Origin of the sequence: Pseudomonas sp. D8002 (genome assembly GCF_013385695.1) — a bacterium.
Lineage (GTDB): Bacteria > Pseudomonadota > Gammaproteobacteria > Pseudomonadales > Pseudomonadaceae > Aquipseudomonas.
Window position 1 is genome coordinate 1 of record NZ_JACAPM010000070.1, and the last position, 16578, is coordinate 16578.

At 63.2% G+C, this 16578-nt stretch carries 6 protein-coding genes; 3 read left to right on the forward strand and 3 right to left on the reverse strand.

The genetic code is table 11. The annotated features are described in order from the left end of the window. Positions 1–70 precede the first annotated feature (70 nt). Positions 71–655: a TetR/AcrR family transcriptional regulator gene (locus HX807_RS31025; protein ID WP_102605419.1), complete on the reverse strand. Its 585-nt coding sequence runs from the start codon at positions 653–655 to the stop codon at positions 71–73. A gap of 134 nt (positions 656–789) precedes the next feature. Between HX807_RS31025 and HX807_RS31030 the strand changes: the two genes are divergently transcribed. Continuing rightward, positions 790–1962 carry an MFS transporter gene (locus HX807_RS31030; RefSeq protein ID WP_102369571.1) on the forward strand — a complete coding sequence of 391 codons (1173 nt, stop codon included), beginning with the start codon at positions 790–792 and terminating at the stop codon, positions 1960–1962. On the opposite strand, the gene HX807_RS31035 is transcribed toward HX807_RS31030, so the two are convergent. Next, positions 1963–2319 (reverse strand): type II toxin-antitoxin system HicB family antitoxin, encoded by a 357-nt coding sequence (locus HX807_RS31035; protein WP_003208166.1) that lies wholly within the window; start codon positions 2317–2319, stop codon positions 1963–1965. Beyond that, the gene (locus HX807_RS31040; RefSeq protein ID WP_063028501.1) at positions 2316–2567 is read right to left on the reverse strand and encodes a type II toxin-antitoxin system HicA family toxin; all 252 of its coding nucleotides are present in this window, start codon (positions 2565–2567) and stop codon (positions 2316–2318) included. The genes HX807_RS31035 and HX807_RS31040 overlap by 4 nt, the downstream gene beginning before the upstream one ends. A 209-nt stretch (positions 2568–2776) precedes the next feature. On the opposite strand from HX807_RS31040, the gene HX807_RS31045 reads away from it, so the two are divergent. Both HX807_RS31045 and HX807_RS31050 read left to right on the forward strand, forming a co-directional pair. Beyond that, positions 2777–15145: a non-ribosomal peptide synthase/polyketide synthase gene (locus HX807_RS31045; protein WP_177052141.1), complete on the forward strand. Its 12369-nt coding sequence runs from the start codon at positions 2777–2779 to the stop codon at positions 15143–15145. A 2-nt stretch (positions 15146–15147) separates the two neighbouring features. Beyond that, positions 15148–16578, forward strand: a 1431-nt coding sequence (locus HX807_RS31050) for a condensation domain-containing protein (protein ID WP_256349620.1), incomplete at its 3' end; no start/stop codon positions are given.

Below are 16578 nucleotides of genomic sequence, written 5' to 3' on the forward strand. Positions count from 1 at the left end.
AACCATAGGTGGCCGTTACCTAAATAATGGATATGCCCCCCTGGATCCTGACCACCCCCGCCGCACTCGTTCAGCACACGGCATTGGGCTTCAACCCGCGCAACAACAACTCCAGCCCTCGCAGAGCCTCTTCCAGCCGCACACCCGAGTCTCCATCCTGGGCGATCCACAACGATGCGCTCACCAGGCTGCCATTGATCAGCCTCGCCAGCGCCTGGCTGCACGCCTGCTCGATGAGGCCCGCTTGCATCAGGTCATCGAGCAGCTGGCGCAGCGAGTCCACGCATTGCTGCTGGTCAGTTGCGCCCAGCACCGCCGGGGCATCCTGCAATACGATGCGCTGGACCTCGGGATCCTGAGCCATGCGCAAATAAACCCGGCAGCGCTCGCAAAACCCTTCCCAAGGATCAACCGCCTGCTCCGAGATACGTTGCAGGCTCGCGTCCATTTCACCGTCGAGCTGCGCAACCACTGCCGCGAGCAAGCCTTTCTTGTCGCCAAAATGATGGTACAACGCACCCCGGGTCAGGCCGGCGCGAGCGGTGAAATCGTCCATCGACGTCTGGGCGTAGCCTTGTGTGGCGAAGGCCTGGCGGGCGCTGGCGATCAGGCGGGCGCGGGTGTCTTCGATCATGTCGGCACGGGCTCGGCTCATGGGTAAGGCTCACAATAGGTGATTGACATACGACGCGTATGTTACGCATGATTTGTCACATACGCACCGTATGTATTTTGCCCCGAAAACCTCGAATAGCAAGTTTCAGGGCGCTCAGGAAGAGGTTACACACCATGGCAAACCCCTACGCCGAGCTGTTCCAGGCGCCAGGTTCCAGGGCTTTTGTATTGGCGGGCATGCTGGCCCGCATGCCGATCTCCATGACCGGGATCGGCTTGATCACCATGCTGTCGCAAGTGCACGGCGGTTACGGTTTGGCCGGTGCGGTGACCGCTACCTTCGCCCTGGCCACCGCGTTTTGCGCGCCCCAGGTCTCACGGTTGGTGGACCGTTATGGCCAGGGCCGGGTGTTGCCGGTGGCCGCGTCCATCGGTGGCGGCGCGCTGTTGCTGCTGTTGCTCTGCACCCGGGTGCAGGCGCCAACGTGGACGCTGTTCGTCTTTGCCGCCCTGGCCGGCTGCATGCCCAACATGTCGGCCATGGTGCGGGCGCGCTGGACCGAGCTGTATCGCGGCCAGCCCAAACTGCAAACGGCGTTTGCCCTGGAGTCGGTGCTCGACGAGGTGGTGTTCATTATTGGCCCGCCGGTCTCGGTGGGTCTGTGCGTGCTGCTGTTCCCCGAAGCGGGGCCGTTGATTGCCGCGCTGTTTCTGGCAGTGGGCGTGACCGCCTTTGTGCTGCAACGCCAGACCGAGCCACCGGTGCATGAACATCACGCCGAGCACGGCCGTTGGCTGATCGCCTCGCCCTCGGTGTTGATCCTGATGGTGCTGTTGATGGCCATGGGCATCATCGTTGGGGTGGTGGATGTGGTCAGTGTCGCGTTCGCCCAGCATCAGGGCCAGCCCGCCGCGGCGAGCATTGTATTGTCGGTATACGCCATCGGTTCGTGTCTGGCCGGGCTGGCGTTCGGTGCGCTCAAGTTGAAAGCACCGCTGCCGCGCCAGTTCTTGTACTGCGGCGTGGCCACCGCCGTGACCACGTTGCCGTTGTTGCTGGTGACGAATATTCCGGGGTTGGCGGCCGCGATCTTCATCTCCGGCCTGTTCTTCGCCCCGACCCTGATCGTGTCCATGGCCCTGGTGGAACAAATCGTTCCGCCCAGCCGCTTGACCGAAGGCATGACCTGGCTGATCACCGGCCTGAGCATCGGCGTGGCCATTGGTGCTGCCAGCTCCGGCTGGATGATCGACCGCTTCGGCGCACCCAGCGGGTTCTGGGTGGCGCTGGCGGCGGGTGCGGTGGTGCTTGGGGCGGCGGTGCTGGGGTATCGGCGGCTGGGGTGATTACCCGGTCACCAGTGCGCCGCGATGTTGCAGGAATTCGTTCAGCGCCTGGCGCGTGAGATCGTTCAACGTGACTTTTTGCCGGGTCGCGGCAAGCGCGGCGGCCAGGTGGAGGTCATGGCCGACACGGACGTTGAACGAACCCTTGCAGGGCTTTTCCGGTGCTTGCCCAAGGGCCTGGCAGGTCTCGATGTAGTCGTCCACGGCGGTGCAAAAGGCGGCGTCCAGTTCGGCGACGGTTTTGCCCTCGTAGCTGACCAGGGCCTTGATGAAAAGCAGCTTTCCGAACAGGCAGTTGTCTTCGATGCTGGCTTCGATGGAGCCGATGTAGCCTTTGTGTTTCAGCTGGTTGTTCACTGAATCAGTTCTCCTGATTTCAATTGTTCGATGATCTGGCGCCGAATGTAGTGTTTCAGTTCGTTGCCGGGGTGAGGCTTGTGCAGGGTGATCATTGCACTGGGGTCGCCTATGTCGAACCTGACCCGGCTACCCGCCCCTTCGATTTGCGTGTATCCCAGGCGCCGCAGCAGCGTGACGAGTTCGGGCCAGGTAAAGGCCGATTGCTCATTGAGCAGTTTGGCCAGCAGCTTTTCATTTTTCGACACGGCGATTCTCGCCTGCAACTAAATGTAGTTGCAATTGATGGGTTGCGTCAATGATAGGACAGCCGCGCCGAGCCTCTCGGTGTTTGATGTAACCCTTGATGACACCGTGGTCTGCGCCCCCAATCCCCCGCTAATTTTTCCCTTCCGGATTCGTTTTATAGGGACGACGTGCCTTTGTGCTTCCTGCCTATTGCCCCGGATCCCAAGAAATGAACGCTGAAGACTCCTTGAAACTTGCTCGCCGGTTTATCGGGTTGCCCCTGGAAAAACGCCAGATGTTCCTCCAGGCGCTACACAAGGAAGGGGTGGATTTTTCCCGGTTTCCGATCCCGGCAGGGGTGGAGGCCGAGGACCGGCAGGCGCTGTCCTATGCGCAGCAGCGGATGTGGTTTCTGTGGCAACTGGATCCGGCCAGTGGCGCCTATAACCTGCCCGGCGCGGTACGGCTCAAGGGCGCCTTGAGCCTGCCGGCGATCGAGCAGGCGTTCGCCAGCCTGGTGGCCCGCCATGAGACGTTGCGCACGGTGTTCCAGCGCCAGGCGGATGATCGTCTGTTGCAAGTGGCCGCACAGTCGCCGCTGGTTGTCGAACAGTTGGACTTCAGCGCCCTGGCACCCGCCGAGCGTGAGCAGGCGGTGATGCAGGCCGCTACCCGTCAGTCGCTGTTGCCCTTCGACCTGGCCAACGGCCCGCTGCTGCGGGTGCAATTGCTCAAGCTGGCCGAGCAGGAACACGTGCTGCTGCTGACCTTGCACCACATCGTGTCCGACGGCTGGTCGATGAACGTGTTGATCGACGAGTTCATTCGCTGCTACGACGCCCATGAGCGCAACGAGCCGCCGCAACTGCCGGCCTTGCCGATCCAGTACAGCGACTACGCCCTGTGGCAGCGCCGCTGGCTGGAGGCCGGCGAGCAGGCTCGTCAGCTGGAATACTGGCAGGCACGCCTGGGAGATGAGCACCCGGTACTGGAACTGCCCATCGACCATCCACGCCCGGCGATGCCCAGCTACCAGGGCACCCGGCATGATTTTGCGATTGATCCGGCGCTGGCTGCGCAGTTGCGCAGTTGCGCGCAAAAACACAATGTGACCTTGTTCATGTTGCTGCTCGGCGCGTTCAACGTGCTGCTGCATCGCTACACCGGGCAGGGCGACATTCGGGTTGGCGTGCCGATTGCCAACCGCAACCGCAGCGAAGTCGAAGGGCTGATCGGTTTCTTCGTCAATACCCAGGTGTTGCGCACCGAACTGACCGGGCAAATCCGCGTCGACGAATTGCTGCAAGGCATCAAGGAACACGCACTGGGCGCCCAGGCCCATCAGGAATTGCCGTTCGAACGCCTGGTAGAAGCCTTGAAAGTCGAGCGCAGCCTGAGCCACACGCCGCTGTTCCAGGTGATGTACAACCATCAGCCGCAAGTGGCGGACATCGCCGCGGTCAACACCGCCTCCGGGCTTGAACTGTCCCTGGTGCAATGGCAAGGCCGTACCACCCAGTTTGACCTGAGCCTGGACACCTACGAGAAGTCCGGCACCCTGCACGCCGCGCTGACCTATGCCAATGACCTGTTCGACGCCGCCACCATCGAGCGCATGGCCCGGCACTGGCTCAGCCTGCTGCAGGCGATGGTCGCCGATGGCAGCCAGCGCATCGGTGAACTGCCGATGCTCGCCGCCGCAGAGCAGCACGTGCTGGTGCATGACTGGAACCAGACGGCCGAGGCGTACCCGACCGAACGTGGCATCCACCACCTGATCGAAGACCAGGTACAACGCACTCCGCACGCCGTTGCCCTGGTGTTCGGCGCGACGCAGTTGACCTACGCGCAGCTCGACGCGCGCGCCAACCAGTTGGCCCATGCCCTGCGCGAGCAGGGTGTTGGCCCGGACGTACTGGTGGGGATCTGCATCGAGCGCTCCATCGAAATGGTGGTCGGCCTGCTGGCGATTCTCAAGGCCGGCGGCGCCTACGTCCCGCTGGACCCTGAATACCCCCGCGAACGCCTGGCTTACATGATCGAAGACAGCGGCATCGGGCTGCTGCTCAGCCAGCAGAGCCTGCTGTCGACCTTGCCGGTCGACGGCATCAACGTCATCGCACTCGACCAGGCACAAGGCTGGCTCGACGATTACGGCCGCGAGCCTCTGGCCGTCAACGTGCACGCGCTGAACCTCGCCTATGTGATCTACACCTCCGGCTCCACCGGCAAACCCAAGGGCGCCGGCAACAGCCATCGTGCGTTGGTCAACCGCCTGTGCTGGATGCAGCAGGCTTATGGCCTGGATGCCAGCGACGCAGTGTTGCAGAAAACCCCGTTCAGCTTTGACGTGTCGGTGTGGGAGTTCTTCTGGCCGTTGATGAGCGGCGCACGGCTGGTGGTCGCAGCACCCGGCGAGCATCGCGAACCGGCTCGCCTGATCGAGACCATTGGCGAGCACGCTATCACCACGCTGCACTTTGTACCGTCGATGCTGCAGGCATTTATCCACGAGCCGGGCGTGCAGGCCTGCGCCAGCCTCAAGCGCATCGTATGCAGTGGTGAAGCGCTGGCGCTGGATGCGCAGTTGCAGGTGTTCGCCAAGCTTCCGGGCGCCGGGTTGTACAACCTCTACGGCCCGACGGAAGCGGCCATCGACGTCACCCATTGGACCTGCATCGACGAAGGTGCCGACAGCGTGCCCATCGGCCGCCCCATTGCCAATCTGGGAACCTACATCCTCGACGCGCAACTCAACCCTGTGCCGGCAGGCGTCAGCGGTGAGCTTTACCTCGGTGGCACCGGGCTGGCCCGCAGTTACCACCGCCGCCCGGCGCTCACCGCCGAGCGTTTTGTGCCGTGCCCGTTCAATGACGGTGCGCGGCTGTACCGGACCGGCGACCGGGTGCGCCAGCGCGCCGACGGTGTGATCGAATACCTCGGCCGCCTCGATCATCAGGTCAAGCTGCGCGGCCTGCGCATCGAACTGGGTGAGATCGAGACCCGCCTGATGCAACACCCGCTGGTGCGCGAGGCCGTGGTGCTGGTGCAGGGGGGCAAACAGTTGGTTGCTTACCTGGTGCTGGAGGGAGGCGAGCCTGCCACGCCGTGGCAACCGGAGCTCAAGGCGTGGCTGTTGAACAGCCTGCCGGAATACATGGTGCCCACCCACCTGATGCCGCTGGTGAAATTGCCGGTGACCGCCAACGGCAAGCTCGACCGCAAGGCCTTGCCGTTGCCGGAAGCTGCGCCGCAGCAGGCGTTTGTGGCGCCACAGGATGCATTGCAAAAAGCCCTGGCGGCGATCTGGGAGGATGTGCTCGGTCTTGAGCGCGTCGGCCTCGAAGACAACTTCTTCGAGCTGGGCGGCGATTCGATCATCTCCATCCAGGTGGTCAGCCGTGCGCGGCAGGCCGGCATCCGCGTCAGCCCGCGTGACCTGTTCCAGTACCAGACCGTGCGCAGCCTGGCACTGGTCGCCACCCTCGATAAACGCTCGGCGGTGGATCAGGGGCCGGTGAGCGGTGATGCCGTGCTCGGGCCGATCCAGCAGCATTTCTTCAGCCGCGGGATGCCGGTGCGCGAACACTGGAACCAATCGCTGCTGCTGACTCCCCGTGAGGCCTTGAATGCGCAGTGGCTCGATACAGCGCTGACGCACATCATCAATCACCACGATGCCTTGCGCCTGCGTTTTACCGAAAGCACCGAGGGCTGGCAGCAAAACCACGATGCTCCAGTGGCCAGCGCTGATCTGTGGCTACGCGATGCCGAGTCGGCGGAACACCTGAATACCTTGTGCAACGAGGCGCAGCGCAGCCTTGACCTGCAAAACGGCCCGCTGTTGCGAGCCTTGCTGGTCACGCTGGCCGATGGCAGCCAGCGCCTGGCGCTGATCGTTCACCACCTGGTGGTCGACGGTGTGTCCTGGCGCGTATTACTGGAAGATCTGCAGCAGGCTTACGAACAATTGGCGGCAGGCGGCGGCATTGAGCTGCCGCCGAAAACCAGTGCATTCCAGGGTTGGACTGCGCGGCTCGAACAGCAAGTGCAGCGCTTCGATGAACAACTGATGTACTGGAAAACCCAGCATCAGGATGCGAAGGATCTGCCGTGCGACCGACCTGACGCCAGCCTGCAAAATGCGCAGGGTGAAAAAATCGAGTGGCGACTCGACGCCGCACGGACCCGTCAGTTGCTGCAACAGGCGCCCGCCGCGTACCGCACGCAGGTCAATGACCTGCTGCTCACCGCGTTGGCCCGCACCATCAGTCGCTGGAGCGGTCAGGCAGGCACGCTGATCGAGCTTGAAGGCCATGGCCGCGAAGACCTGTTCGATGACATCGGCCTGAGTCGCACCGTGGGTTGGTTCACCAGCCTGTTCGCGGTCAACCTCACCGCCAGCGATGACCTCGACGGTTCGATCAAGTCGATCAAGGAGCAACTGCGCGCGGTGCCGGACAAAGGCCTGGGCTATGGCGTGCTGCGTCATCTGGCGGCCCCGGCAATACGCGCCGAGCTGGCGGCACTGGCGCCACCGCGGATCACCTTCAACTACCTGGGCCAGTTCGACCGTCAGTTCGACGACGCGGCCTTGTTTGTGCCGTCTGCCGAAACCAGCGGTGTGGCACAGGACCTGGCGGCACCATTGGCCAACTGGCTGACGGTTGAAGGCCAGGTCTATGGCGGCGAACTGTCGATGAGCTGGGGCTTCAGCCGCGAGATGTTCGACAGCGCGACCGTGCAGCAACTGGTGGACCGCTATGCCAGCGAGCTGCATGCACTGATCGAACACTGCTGCACCTTGCCGGCCGCGCAAGCCACGCCATCGGACTTCCCGCTGGCGCGGGTGACCCAGGCGCAACTGGATGCGCTGCCGGTGCCGGCCGGCCAGCTCGACGATCTCTATCCGCTGTCGCCCATGCAGCAAGGGTTGCTGTTCCATACCCTGTACGAACAGGCGGCGGGTGAGTACATCAACCAGTTGCGCGTCGACGTGCAGGGCCTGGATCCCGAGCGTTTCCGCGCCGCTTGGCAGGCCACCGTCGATGCGCAAGACATCCTGCGCAGCGGTTTCGTCTGGCAGGGCGAGCTGGCGCAACCGCTGCAGATCGTGCACAAGCAGGTGCAACTGCCGTTCGCCACCCTGGATTGGCGGGCCCGCGACGATCAGCCGGCGGCCCTCGCGGCGCTGGCCGATGCCGAACGAGCGCAAGGGTTTGACCTGGCCTGTGCACCCCTGCTGCGCCTGGTACTGGTGCAGACCGGCAGTGACCAATGGCACCTGATTTACACCCATCACCACATCCTGATGGACGGCTGGAGCAACTCGCAGTTGCTCGGCGAAGTATTGCAGCGCTATAGCGGCCGCACACCGGCGAATGCCGGCGGCCGCTATCGCGACTACATCGCCTGGCTGCAACGTCAGGACGCCCAGTTGAGCCAGGACTTCTGGAGCGAACAACTGGCCGCGCTGCAAGCGCCGACCCGGCTGGCCCGCGCGGCCACCGCAGGCGCGCGCCAGAGCGGTCACGACGATCATTACCTGACGCTGGACGAGCAACGCACCCAGGCGCTGGAAGCGTTTGCCCGCCAGCAGAAAATCACCGTCAACACCCTCGTGCAAGCCGCGTGGCTGCTGTTGCTGCAACGCTATACCGGGCACGAAGCGGTGGCGTTCGGCGCGACCGTGGCTGGACGTCCGGCAGACTTGCCCGGCATCGAGCAACAGGTCGGCCTGTTCATCAACACCCTCCCGGTGATCGGCGCACCGCGTCCCGATCAAAGCGTCGGCCAATGGTTGCAAACGGTGCAGGCGCAGAATCTCAGCCTGCGTGACTTCGAACACACGCCGCTGGCGGACATCCAACGTTGGGCCGGGCAGGGCGGTGAAGCGCTGTTCGACAATATCCTGGTGTTCGAAAACTATCCGGTAGCCCAGGCGCTGAGCCAGGCCGGGCAGGGTCTGGTGTTCGGCGATGTGGGCAACCTGGAACAGACGCACTACGCGTTGAGCGTGGCGGTGACCCTCGGCCGGCAGCTGGCGTTGCATTACAGCTTCGACCGCGGCCAATTCGCGAGCGAGGTGGTCGAAGGCATCAGTGCGCATTTGCTGCAACTGCTTGAGCAGTTTGCCGAGTCGGCAGAACGCAACCTGGGTGAAATCGCCCTGGCAAGCCGCGACGAACAGGCCCGCCAGCAAGCGCAGAACCATCCACAGCCGTACCCGGTGGACATCGGCGTGCATCAGCGCATTGCCACCCTGGCGGCCGAGCGCCCGCAACGCACAGCGGTGATTTTCAACGATCGGCAGTTCAGCTACGGTGAAATCGACCAGCGCGCCAACCAACTGGCCCACGCGCTGATCGCCCGCGGCGTTGGCGCTGAAACCCGTGTGGGTGTGGCGTTGCCGCGCAGCGAGTCGGTAATTGTGGCGTTGCTGGCGGTGCTCAAGGCCGGCGGCGCTTATGTGCCGCTGGACACCCTCTACCCGCGCGAGCGCCTGGCCTACCTGATCGAGGATTCGGGGCTGGCGCTGCTGATCAGCGATTCGTCGGTGTCGGCGCAGCTGCCGGTTGCCGAATCGGTACCCTTGCTGGAGCTGGACCGTCTTGATCTGCGTGAGCAGTCGATCAAGGCACCCTCGGTGCAGCTCGACTCGCACAACCTTGCGTATGTGATCTACACCTCCGGCTCCACTGGCAATCCGAAAGGCGTCAGCGTTGCCCACGGTCCATTGGCCATGCATTGCCAGGCCATCGGCCAGCGATATGAAATGCGCGACAGCGACTGTGAGTTCCACTTCATGTCGTTCGCCTTCGACGGTGCCCACGAGCGCTGGCTGACCAGCCTGACTCACGGGGCTTCGCTGCTGATTCGCGACGACACGCTGTGGACGCCGGAGCAGACCTACAACGCCATGATCGAACACGGCGTGACCGTGGTCGCGTTCCCGCCGGTGTACCTGCAACAACTGGCCGAACATGCCGAGCGCGTCGGCAATCCACCGAAGGTGCGCATCTATTGCTTTGGCGGTGACGCGGTGCCGAACGCCAGTTTCGAGCGGGTCAAGCGTGCGCTCGATCCGGACTACATCATCAACGGCTACGGCCCGACCGAAACCGTGGTCACCCCGTTGATCTGGAAGGCCGGTCGCGAGGTGCCGTGCGGTGCTGCCTACGCGCCGATCGGCAGCCGCATCGGTGACCGCAGCGCCTATGTGCTCGACACCGACCTGAACCTGTTGCCCCAAGGCATGGCCGGTGAGCTGTATCTGGGGGGCACCGGCCTGGCCCGTGGGTACCTCAACCGACCGGGGCTGACCGCCGAGCGTTTTGTCGCTGACCCGTTCAGCGCCGCTGGCGGCCTGCTTTACCGCACAGGCGACCTGGTGCGCCAGCGCGCCGACGGCACGTTCGACTATCTGGATCGTATCGACAATCAGGTGAAGATCCGCGGTTTCCGCATCGAGCTGGGTGAGGTCGAAGCGGCGCTGCAAGCCCTCCAGGGTGTGCGCGAAGCGGTGGTCGTGGCCCAGGAAGGCAGCGCCGGCAGCGGCAAGCGCCTGGTGGCTTACGTGGTCGGCGATTCAGCCCGTGCCGGTTTCAGCGAAGACCTGCGTGCGCAGCTCCAGGCTTCATTGCCGGCGCATATGGTGCCGGCGTATGTCTTGTCTCTGGAACGCATGCCGCTGACACCGAACGGCAAGCTGGATCGCAAGAACCTGCCCAAACCGGATGTCAGTCAACTGCAACAAGCCTACGTCGCTCCGCGCAACGCGCTGGAGCAGCAACTGGCGACGATCTGGCAAGACGTGCTCAAGCTTGGGCAGGTGGGTATCAGCGACAACTTCTTCGAACTGGGTGGCGATTCGATCATTTCGATCCAGGTGGTCAGCCGTGCGCGGCAGGCGGGGATTCGCTTCAGCCCCAAAGACCTGTTCCAGCACCAGAGCATCCAGGCGCTGGCCGTGGTCGCACAGGCCGGTGAGACGCTGCCGTCGATCGATCAGCGACCGGCAACCGGCACCACGGTGCTGTTGCCGATTCATCAACAATTCTTCGCTCAGGAAATTCCCGATCGTCACCACTGGAACCAGTCGGTGATGCTCAAGCCGGCGCAGGCACTGGATGCACACGCACTGGAGCAGGCGCTGGAGGCTTTGGTGGCGCATCACGACAGCTTGCGCCTGGATTTCGTCGAACGGGCTGACGGCTGGTCGGCACACTACCGTGACGTCGCGGCGCACACGGATCAAACGCTTCTATGGCCAGTGGAGGTCGCGGACCTCGCAGCCCTTGAGGCACTGGGTGACGAGGCCCAGCGCAGCCTGCAATTGAACGGTGGCTCGCTGATACGCGCGGTGCTGGCGAACCTGGCGGACGGCACTCAACGGCTGTTGCTGATTATCCATCACCTGGTGGTCGATGGCGTGTCGTGGCGGATTCTGTTCGAGGATCTGCAGAACGCCTACCGGCAAATCCTTTCAGGCGCAGGTGTGCAGTTGCCGGCCAGGACCAGTGCGGTCAAGGCCTGGGCGGCGGCATTGCAGGGCTACGCCACAACCCCTGCGCTGCAGGCCGAGCTGGGTTTCTGGCAACAACAGTTGCAGGGCGCTTCGCCAGCCTTGCCGTATGACCGTCCGAACGGCGGGCAGCAACATGATCAGGCCCTGACCTTTCGTAGCAAGCTGGACCGGGCCCTGACCCGCCAGCTGTTGCAGGATGCGCCGGCGGCCTATCGCACCCAGGTCAACGACGTATTGCTGACCGCGCTGGCGCGGGTGATAACGCGCTGGACCGGTGACGACAATGCGTTGGTGTTGCTTGAGGGGCACGGTCGCGAAGACGTGTTCGAGCACATCGACCTGACCCGTACCGTGGGCTGGTTCACCAGCGCGTTCCCGGCGCGGCTGTCGCCGGTTGCGGATCTCGCTGGGTCGCTCAAGCAGATCAAGGAGCAGCTGCGGGCAATTCCGCATAGGGGCATCGGCTTCGGCGCACTGGCGTACCTGGGCGATGAACAGACACGGGAGTCTCTGCAAGCCTTGCCACTACCGTGCCTGACCTTCAACTATCTCGGTCAGTTCGACGCCAGCTTCGATACCGCCGACGACGCCCTGTTTGTGCCGACCGGCGAATCCGGCGGTGAAGAAGTCAACCTGCAGGGGCCGCTCGGCAACCCGCTGGCGCTCAACAGCAAAGTCTTCGGTGGTGAACTGGACCTGAGCTGGACCTACAGCGGCGCGATGTTCGATGCCGCGACCATCCAGCGCCTGGCCGACGACTATGTGCAAGAACTGACGGTGCTGATCGGCCATTGCTGTGACAACGCCAACCGGGGAGTGACGCCGTCGGATTTCCCGTTGGCGCAACTGTCTCAGGCCCAACTCGATGCGCTGGTGCTCGAACCTCAAGGCATCGATGACATCTACCCGTTGTCACCGATGCAGCAGGGCATGCTGTTCCACACCTTGCTCGAACAGGGGAATGGCGATTACATCAACCAGATGCGCCTGGATATCGATGGCGTCGATCCGCAACGCTTCCGCGCGGCCTGGCAAGCCGTGGTGGATGCCCATGACATCCTGCGTACCGGGTTCATCTGGCAAGGCAATCTTGAACAACCGATGCAGGTAGTACAGCGTCAAGTGCAGGTGCCGTTCCGTGTGCTCGACTGGAGCGGTCACGCCGATCGGGATGCGGCACTGCAAACCCTTGCCGATGAAGAGCGCGCCCAAGGCCTGGACCTGAACTGCGCGCCCTTGATGCGCCTGGTACTGGTACGCACGGCAACTGATCGTCATCACCTGATCTACACCAACCATCACATCCTGATGGATGGCTGGAGCAGCGCGCAGTTGCTCGGCGAAGTGTTACAGCACTACAGCGCAGAAACCGTGGCACGACCCGTTGGCCGGTATCGTGATTACATCGCGTGGCTGAAGCGGCAGGACGCATCGCTCGGCGAAGCGTTCTGGAAGGAGCAGTTGCACGCCCTGGATGAACCGATTCGCCTGGCGCAGATGTTTGCCCGTCCGGCGCAGGCCATCGCCACCCACCTTTACGCTCACCACCACCTGCACCTCGATGAGCAGCAAACGCGCCGTCTGGGCGACTTTGCCCGAGAGGCGAAAGTCACCGTCAACACTGTGGTCCAGGCTGCGTGGCTGTTGCTGTTACAGCGTTACAGCGCAAAGTCCTGCGTCGCCTTCGGCGCAACCGTGTCGGGGCGCCCGGCGGACCTGGCAGGCGTCGAGCAACAGATTGGCCTGTTCATCAACACCTTGCCGGTCATTGCCAGCCCGCGCTCCGAGCAGAGCCTGGGGGATTGGCTGCACAGCGTCCAGGCGCAGAACCTGGCGTTGCGGGACTTCGAGCACACCGCGTTGTTCGATATCCAGCGCTGGGCGGGGCAGGGTGGTGAAGCGCTGTTCGACAACATCCTGGTGTTTGAGAACTATCCGATTTCAGAAGCCCTGGAGAAAGGTTCGCCTCAGGGTCTGCGCTTTGGTGCCGTGGGCAATCTGGAGCAAACCAACTACCCGCTGACCCTGCTGGTGGGCCTGGGCGCCGAGCTGACCGTGCAGTTCAGCTATCAATGTGCGAGCTTCACACCTGTGTCGGTGGAGCAGATCGGCGTGCACCTCAAGCGTCTTCTGCTGCAAATGAGCAGCGATGCCGCACGCCCACTGGGTGACCTCACGCTGTTGGACCCGAGTGAAACCCGCCAGCAATTGCAGGACTGGAACGCCACCGCAAGCGTCTACCCGGGCGAGCACTGCATTCATCGTCTGTTTGAGGCGCGGGCACGGCAGACGCCGGATGCCACGGCGCTGCTGTTTGCTGATCAGGCGCTGACCTACGCTCAACTCAATACCCAGGCCAATCGCCTGGCGCATCGTTTGATTGAACTCGGTGTCGGCGCTGACCAACCGGTGGGTATCGCCCTTGAGCGTGGGGTGGACATGATCGTCGGGCTGCTGGCGATCCTCAAGGCCGGTGGCGCCTACGTGCCGCTCGATCCGCACTATCCGGTGGATCGCCTGGCCCACATGATTGAAGACAGTGGGTTGCAGTTGCTTCTGACCCAGGCATCGTTGCTGCGCCAGTTGCCGATTCCGGCAGGGGTGCACACCGTCTTGGCGAGTGCAATGGATGAATCGGTCAGCCCTGAACAGGCGGCCAATCCGCAGGTGTCGGTGGACGGCGATAACCTGTGCTACGCCATTTATACCTCGGGCTCTACCGGCAAGCCCAAGGGTGTGATGGTACGCCATGGTGCCCTGGTGAATTTCGTTGCCAGCATGGCCCGCGAACCAGGCATCGAGGCAAGTGACCGCCTGCTGTCGCTGACCACCTTCTCGTTCGATATTTTCGGCCTGGAACTGTACGGCGCGCTGTTCAGCGGTGCGGCCGTGGTGCTGGTGGACAAACAGAGCGCCCACGACCCTGAAGCATTGCTGGGGATTATCGAACAGCAGCGGGTCAGTATCGTGCAGGCCACGCCGTCGACGTGGCGCATGTTGCTTGAGCATCCCATGGCCGAGCGTCTTGCCGGACGCACATGCCTGTGTGGCGGCGAGGCATTGGCCGAGGACCTGGCCGAGCGCTTGCTGGCGGTCGCAGGCCCGGTCTGGAACCTCTATGGGCCCACGGAAACCACGATCTGGTCGGCGGCTTATCCACTGACCACAGACAAGCGCTTGCCTTACCTCGGCCGGCCGATTGCCAACACCTCGCTGTACATCGTCGGCGAGCACTTCGCGCCGAACCCTGTCGGGTTGATCGGTGAATTGCTGATTGGCGGTGATGGCCTGGCGCGCGGGTACCACGAGCGGCCGGCGCTCACCGCCGAACGCTTCCTGCCGGATCCATTTGGCAATGGCACACGGCTGTACCGCACCGGTGATCTTGCGCGACATCGCATCGACGGTGTGATCGAGTACATCGGCCGGGCAGACCACCAGGTGAAAATTCGTGGCTTTCGCATCGAGTTGGGAGAGATCGAAGCGTGCCTGTTGGCGCAGGACGCGATCCGCGAGGCGGTGGTGGTGCCTCAGCAAGGACCGGGTGGCACGCAGTTGGTGGCCTACCTGATTGCGGCCGGTACTGAGGCGGCCGAGGCGCAGTCGTTGGTGGCGCTGCGCGACGAGCTGAAGGCGCGGCTCGCCTGCGACCTGCCGGACTACATGATTCCGGCGCACTGGATGCTGCTTGAGCGCTTCCCGCTGACGCCCAACGGCAAGCTGGACCGCAAAGCCTTGCCGCTGCCCGACGCCAATCAGTTGCTGCGGGCCTATGTGGCGCCGCAAGGGGCGCTTGAGCAGAGCGTCGCACAGATCTGGCAAGAGGTGCTCAAGCTTGCGCGGGTAGGGCGCGACGACAACTTCTTTGAATTGGGCGGGCATTCCTTGCTGGCGACCCAAGCGACAGCCCGCCTGCAAATGGAGCAAGGTGCAGCCGTGCCCCTGGACCTTTTATTTCGAACCCCATCGCTGTCGGAGTACGCCGCGCAACTGGCGGTGCACCTGACACCTCACTCCAGCGAAGACTTGAGTGAGATGCATGATTTCCTGGCAGACCTGGAGACCCTTTGAAAATGACTCAGCTCGATAACCTGTCTCTGGTTCAGCGATTCATCCGTTTGCCGCTCGCCCAACGGCAAGCGTTCCTGCAAAAGCTGCACAGCAAAAACATGAGTTTTGCCGCGTTGCCGATTCCGGCGATGCGTGACGAGTTCGAGCATATCGGCCTGTCCTACGCCCAGGAGCGCCAGTGGTTCCTCTGGCAATTGGACCCTCACAGCGCGGCCTACCATGTGCCGACGGCGCTGCGGTTGCGCGGTGCACTGGACGTGCCGGCGTTGCAGCGCAGCTTCGATGCATTGCTGGAGCGCCATGAGGTGCTGCGTACGGTGTTTGTCGACGGGCCGGAAGGGCCGCTGCAGGTTGCGCACGCATGCCTGAGCCTGCCGGTCACGACGGTGGTGCTGGAAGCGGTGCCGGACGCCGCAGCGCTCAAGGCGTTGATTGACACTGAAATCACTGCGCTGTTCGACTTGCAGCAGGGCCCGCTGTTGCGGGTCAAGCTGTTGCAACTGGCACCGGACGACCACGTGCTGGTGCTCACCCAGCACCACATCATTTGTGACGGCGCATCGGCGCAGATCATGGTTCACGACCTGGTCAAACTCTATGCTGCCCACAGCACCGGCCAGGCGCCGGACCTGCAGGCGCTGCCGATTCAATACGCCGACTATGCGATCTGGCAGCGCAAATGGATGGAAGCCGGCGAGCTTGCGCGGCAATTGGGTTACTGGACCGAACGCCTGGGTGATGGCGGTGAAGTGCTGCCTTTGCCTGCTGACCGCGCTCGTCCGGCGGTGCAGAGTTACCGCGGTGCGCGGCTGGACCTCGCCATCGATGCCGGGCTGACCGAACGCCTCAAGCGCGTGGCCCAGCGCGAAGGCTGCACCTTGTTCATGCTGTTGCTCGCCTCATTCCAGGTATTGCTGCACCGTTACAGCGGCCAGTCGGACATCCGCGTGGGCGTGCCGGTGGCCAACCGCAACCGTCTTGAAACCGAAGGCCTGATTGGTTTCTTCGTCAATACCCAGGTGCTGGATGCGCGGATTCAGGGGGCAATGCCTTTCGATCAATTGCTGGCGCAGGTCAAGCAGGCTTCGTTGGGCGCCCAGGCTCACCAGGATTTGCCGTTCGAGCAATTGGTGCAAGCCCTCGCACCGGACCGACACATGAGTCACAGTCCGTTGTTCCAGGTGATGTTCAATCACCAGAGCGGCGATGCCGCCCAAGCGTTGCAACTGCCAGGCTTGCATGTCGAGAGCCTGGATTGGAGCTCGCACACGGCGCAATTCGATCTGACCCTTGGCACGCACGAGACCCAGGGCGCATTGGCCGCCACATTCACCTATGCCACTGATTTATTCGACACTGGCACCATCGAACGCCTGGCCGCTCACTGGCTGAACTTGCTGCAAGGCATCGTCGCCGATCCGCAACGGCGCATC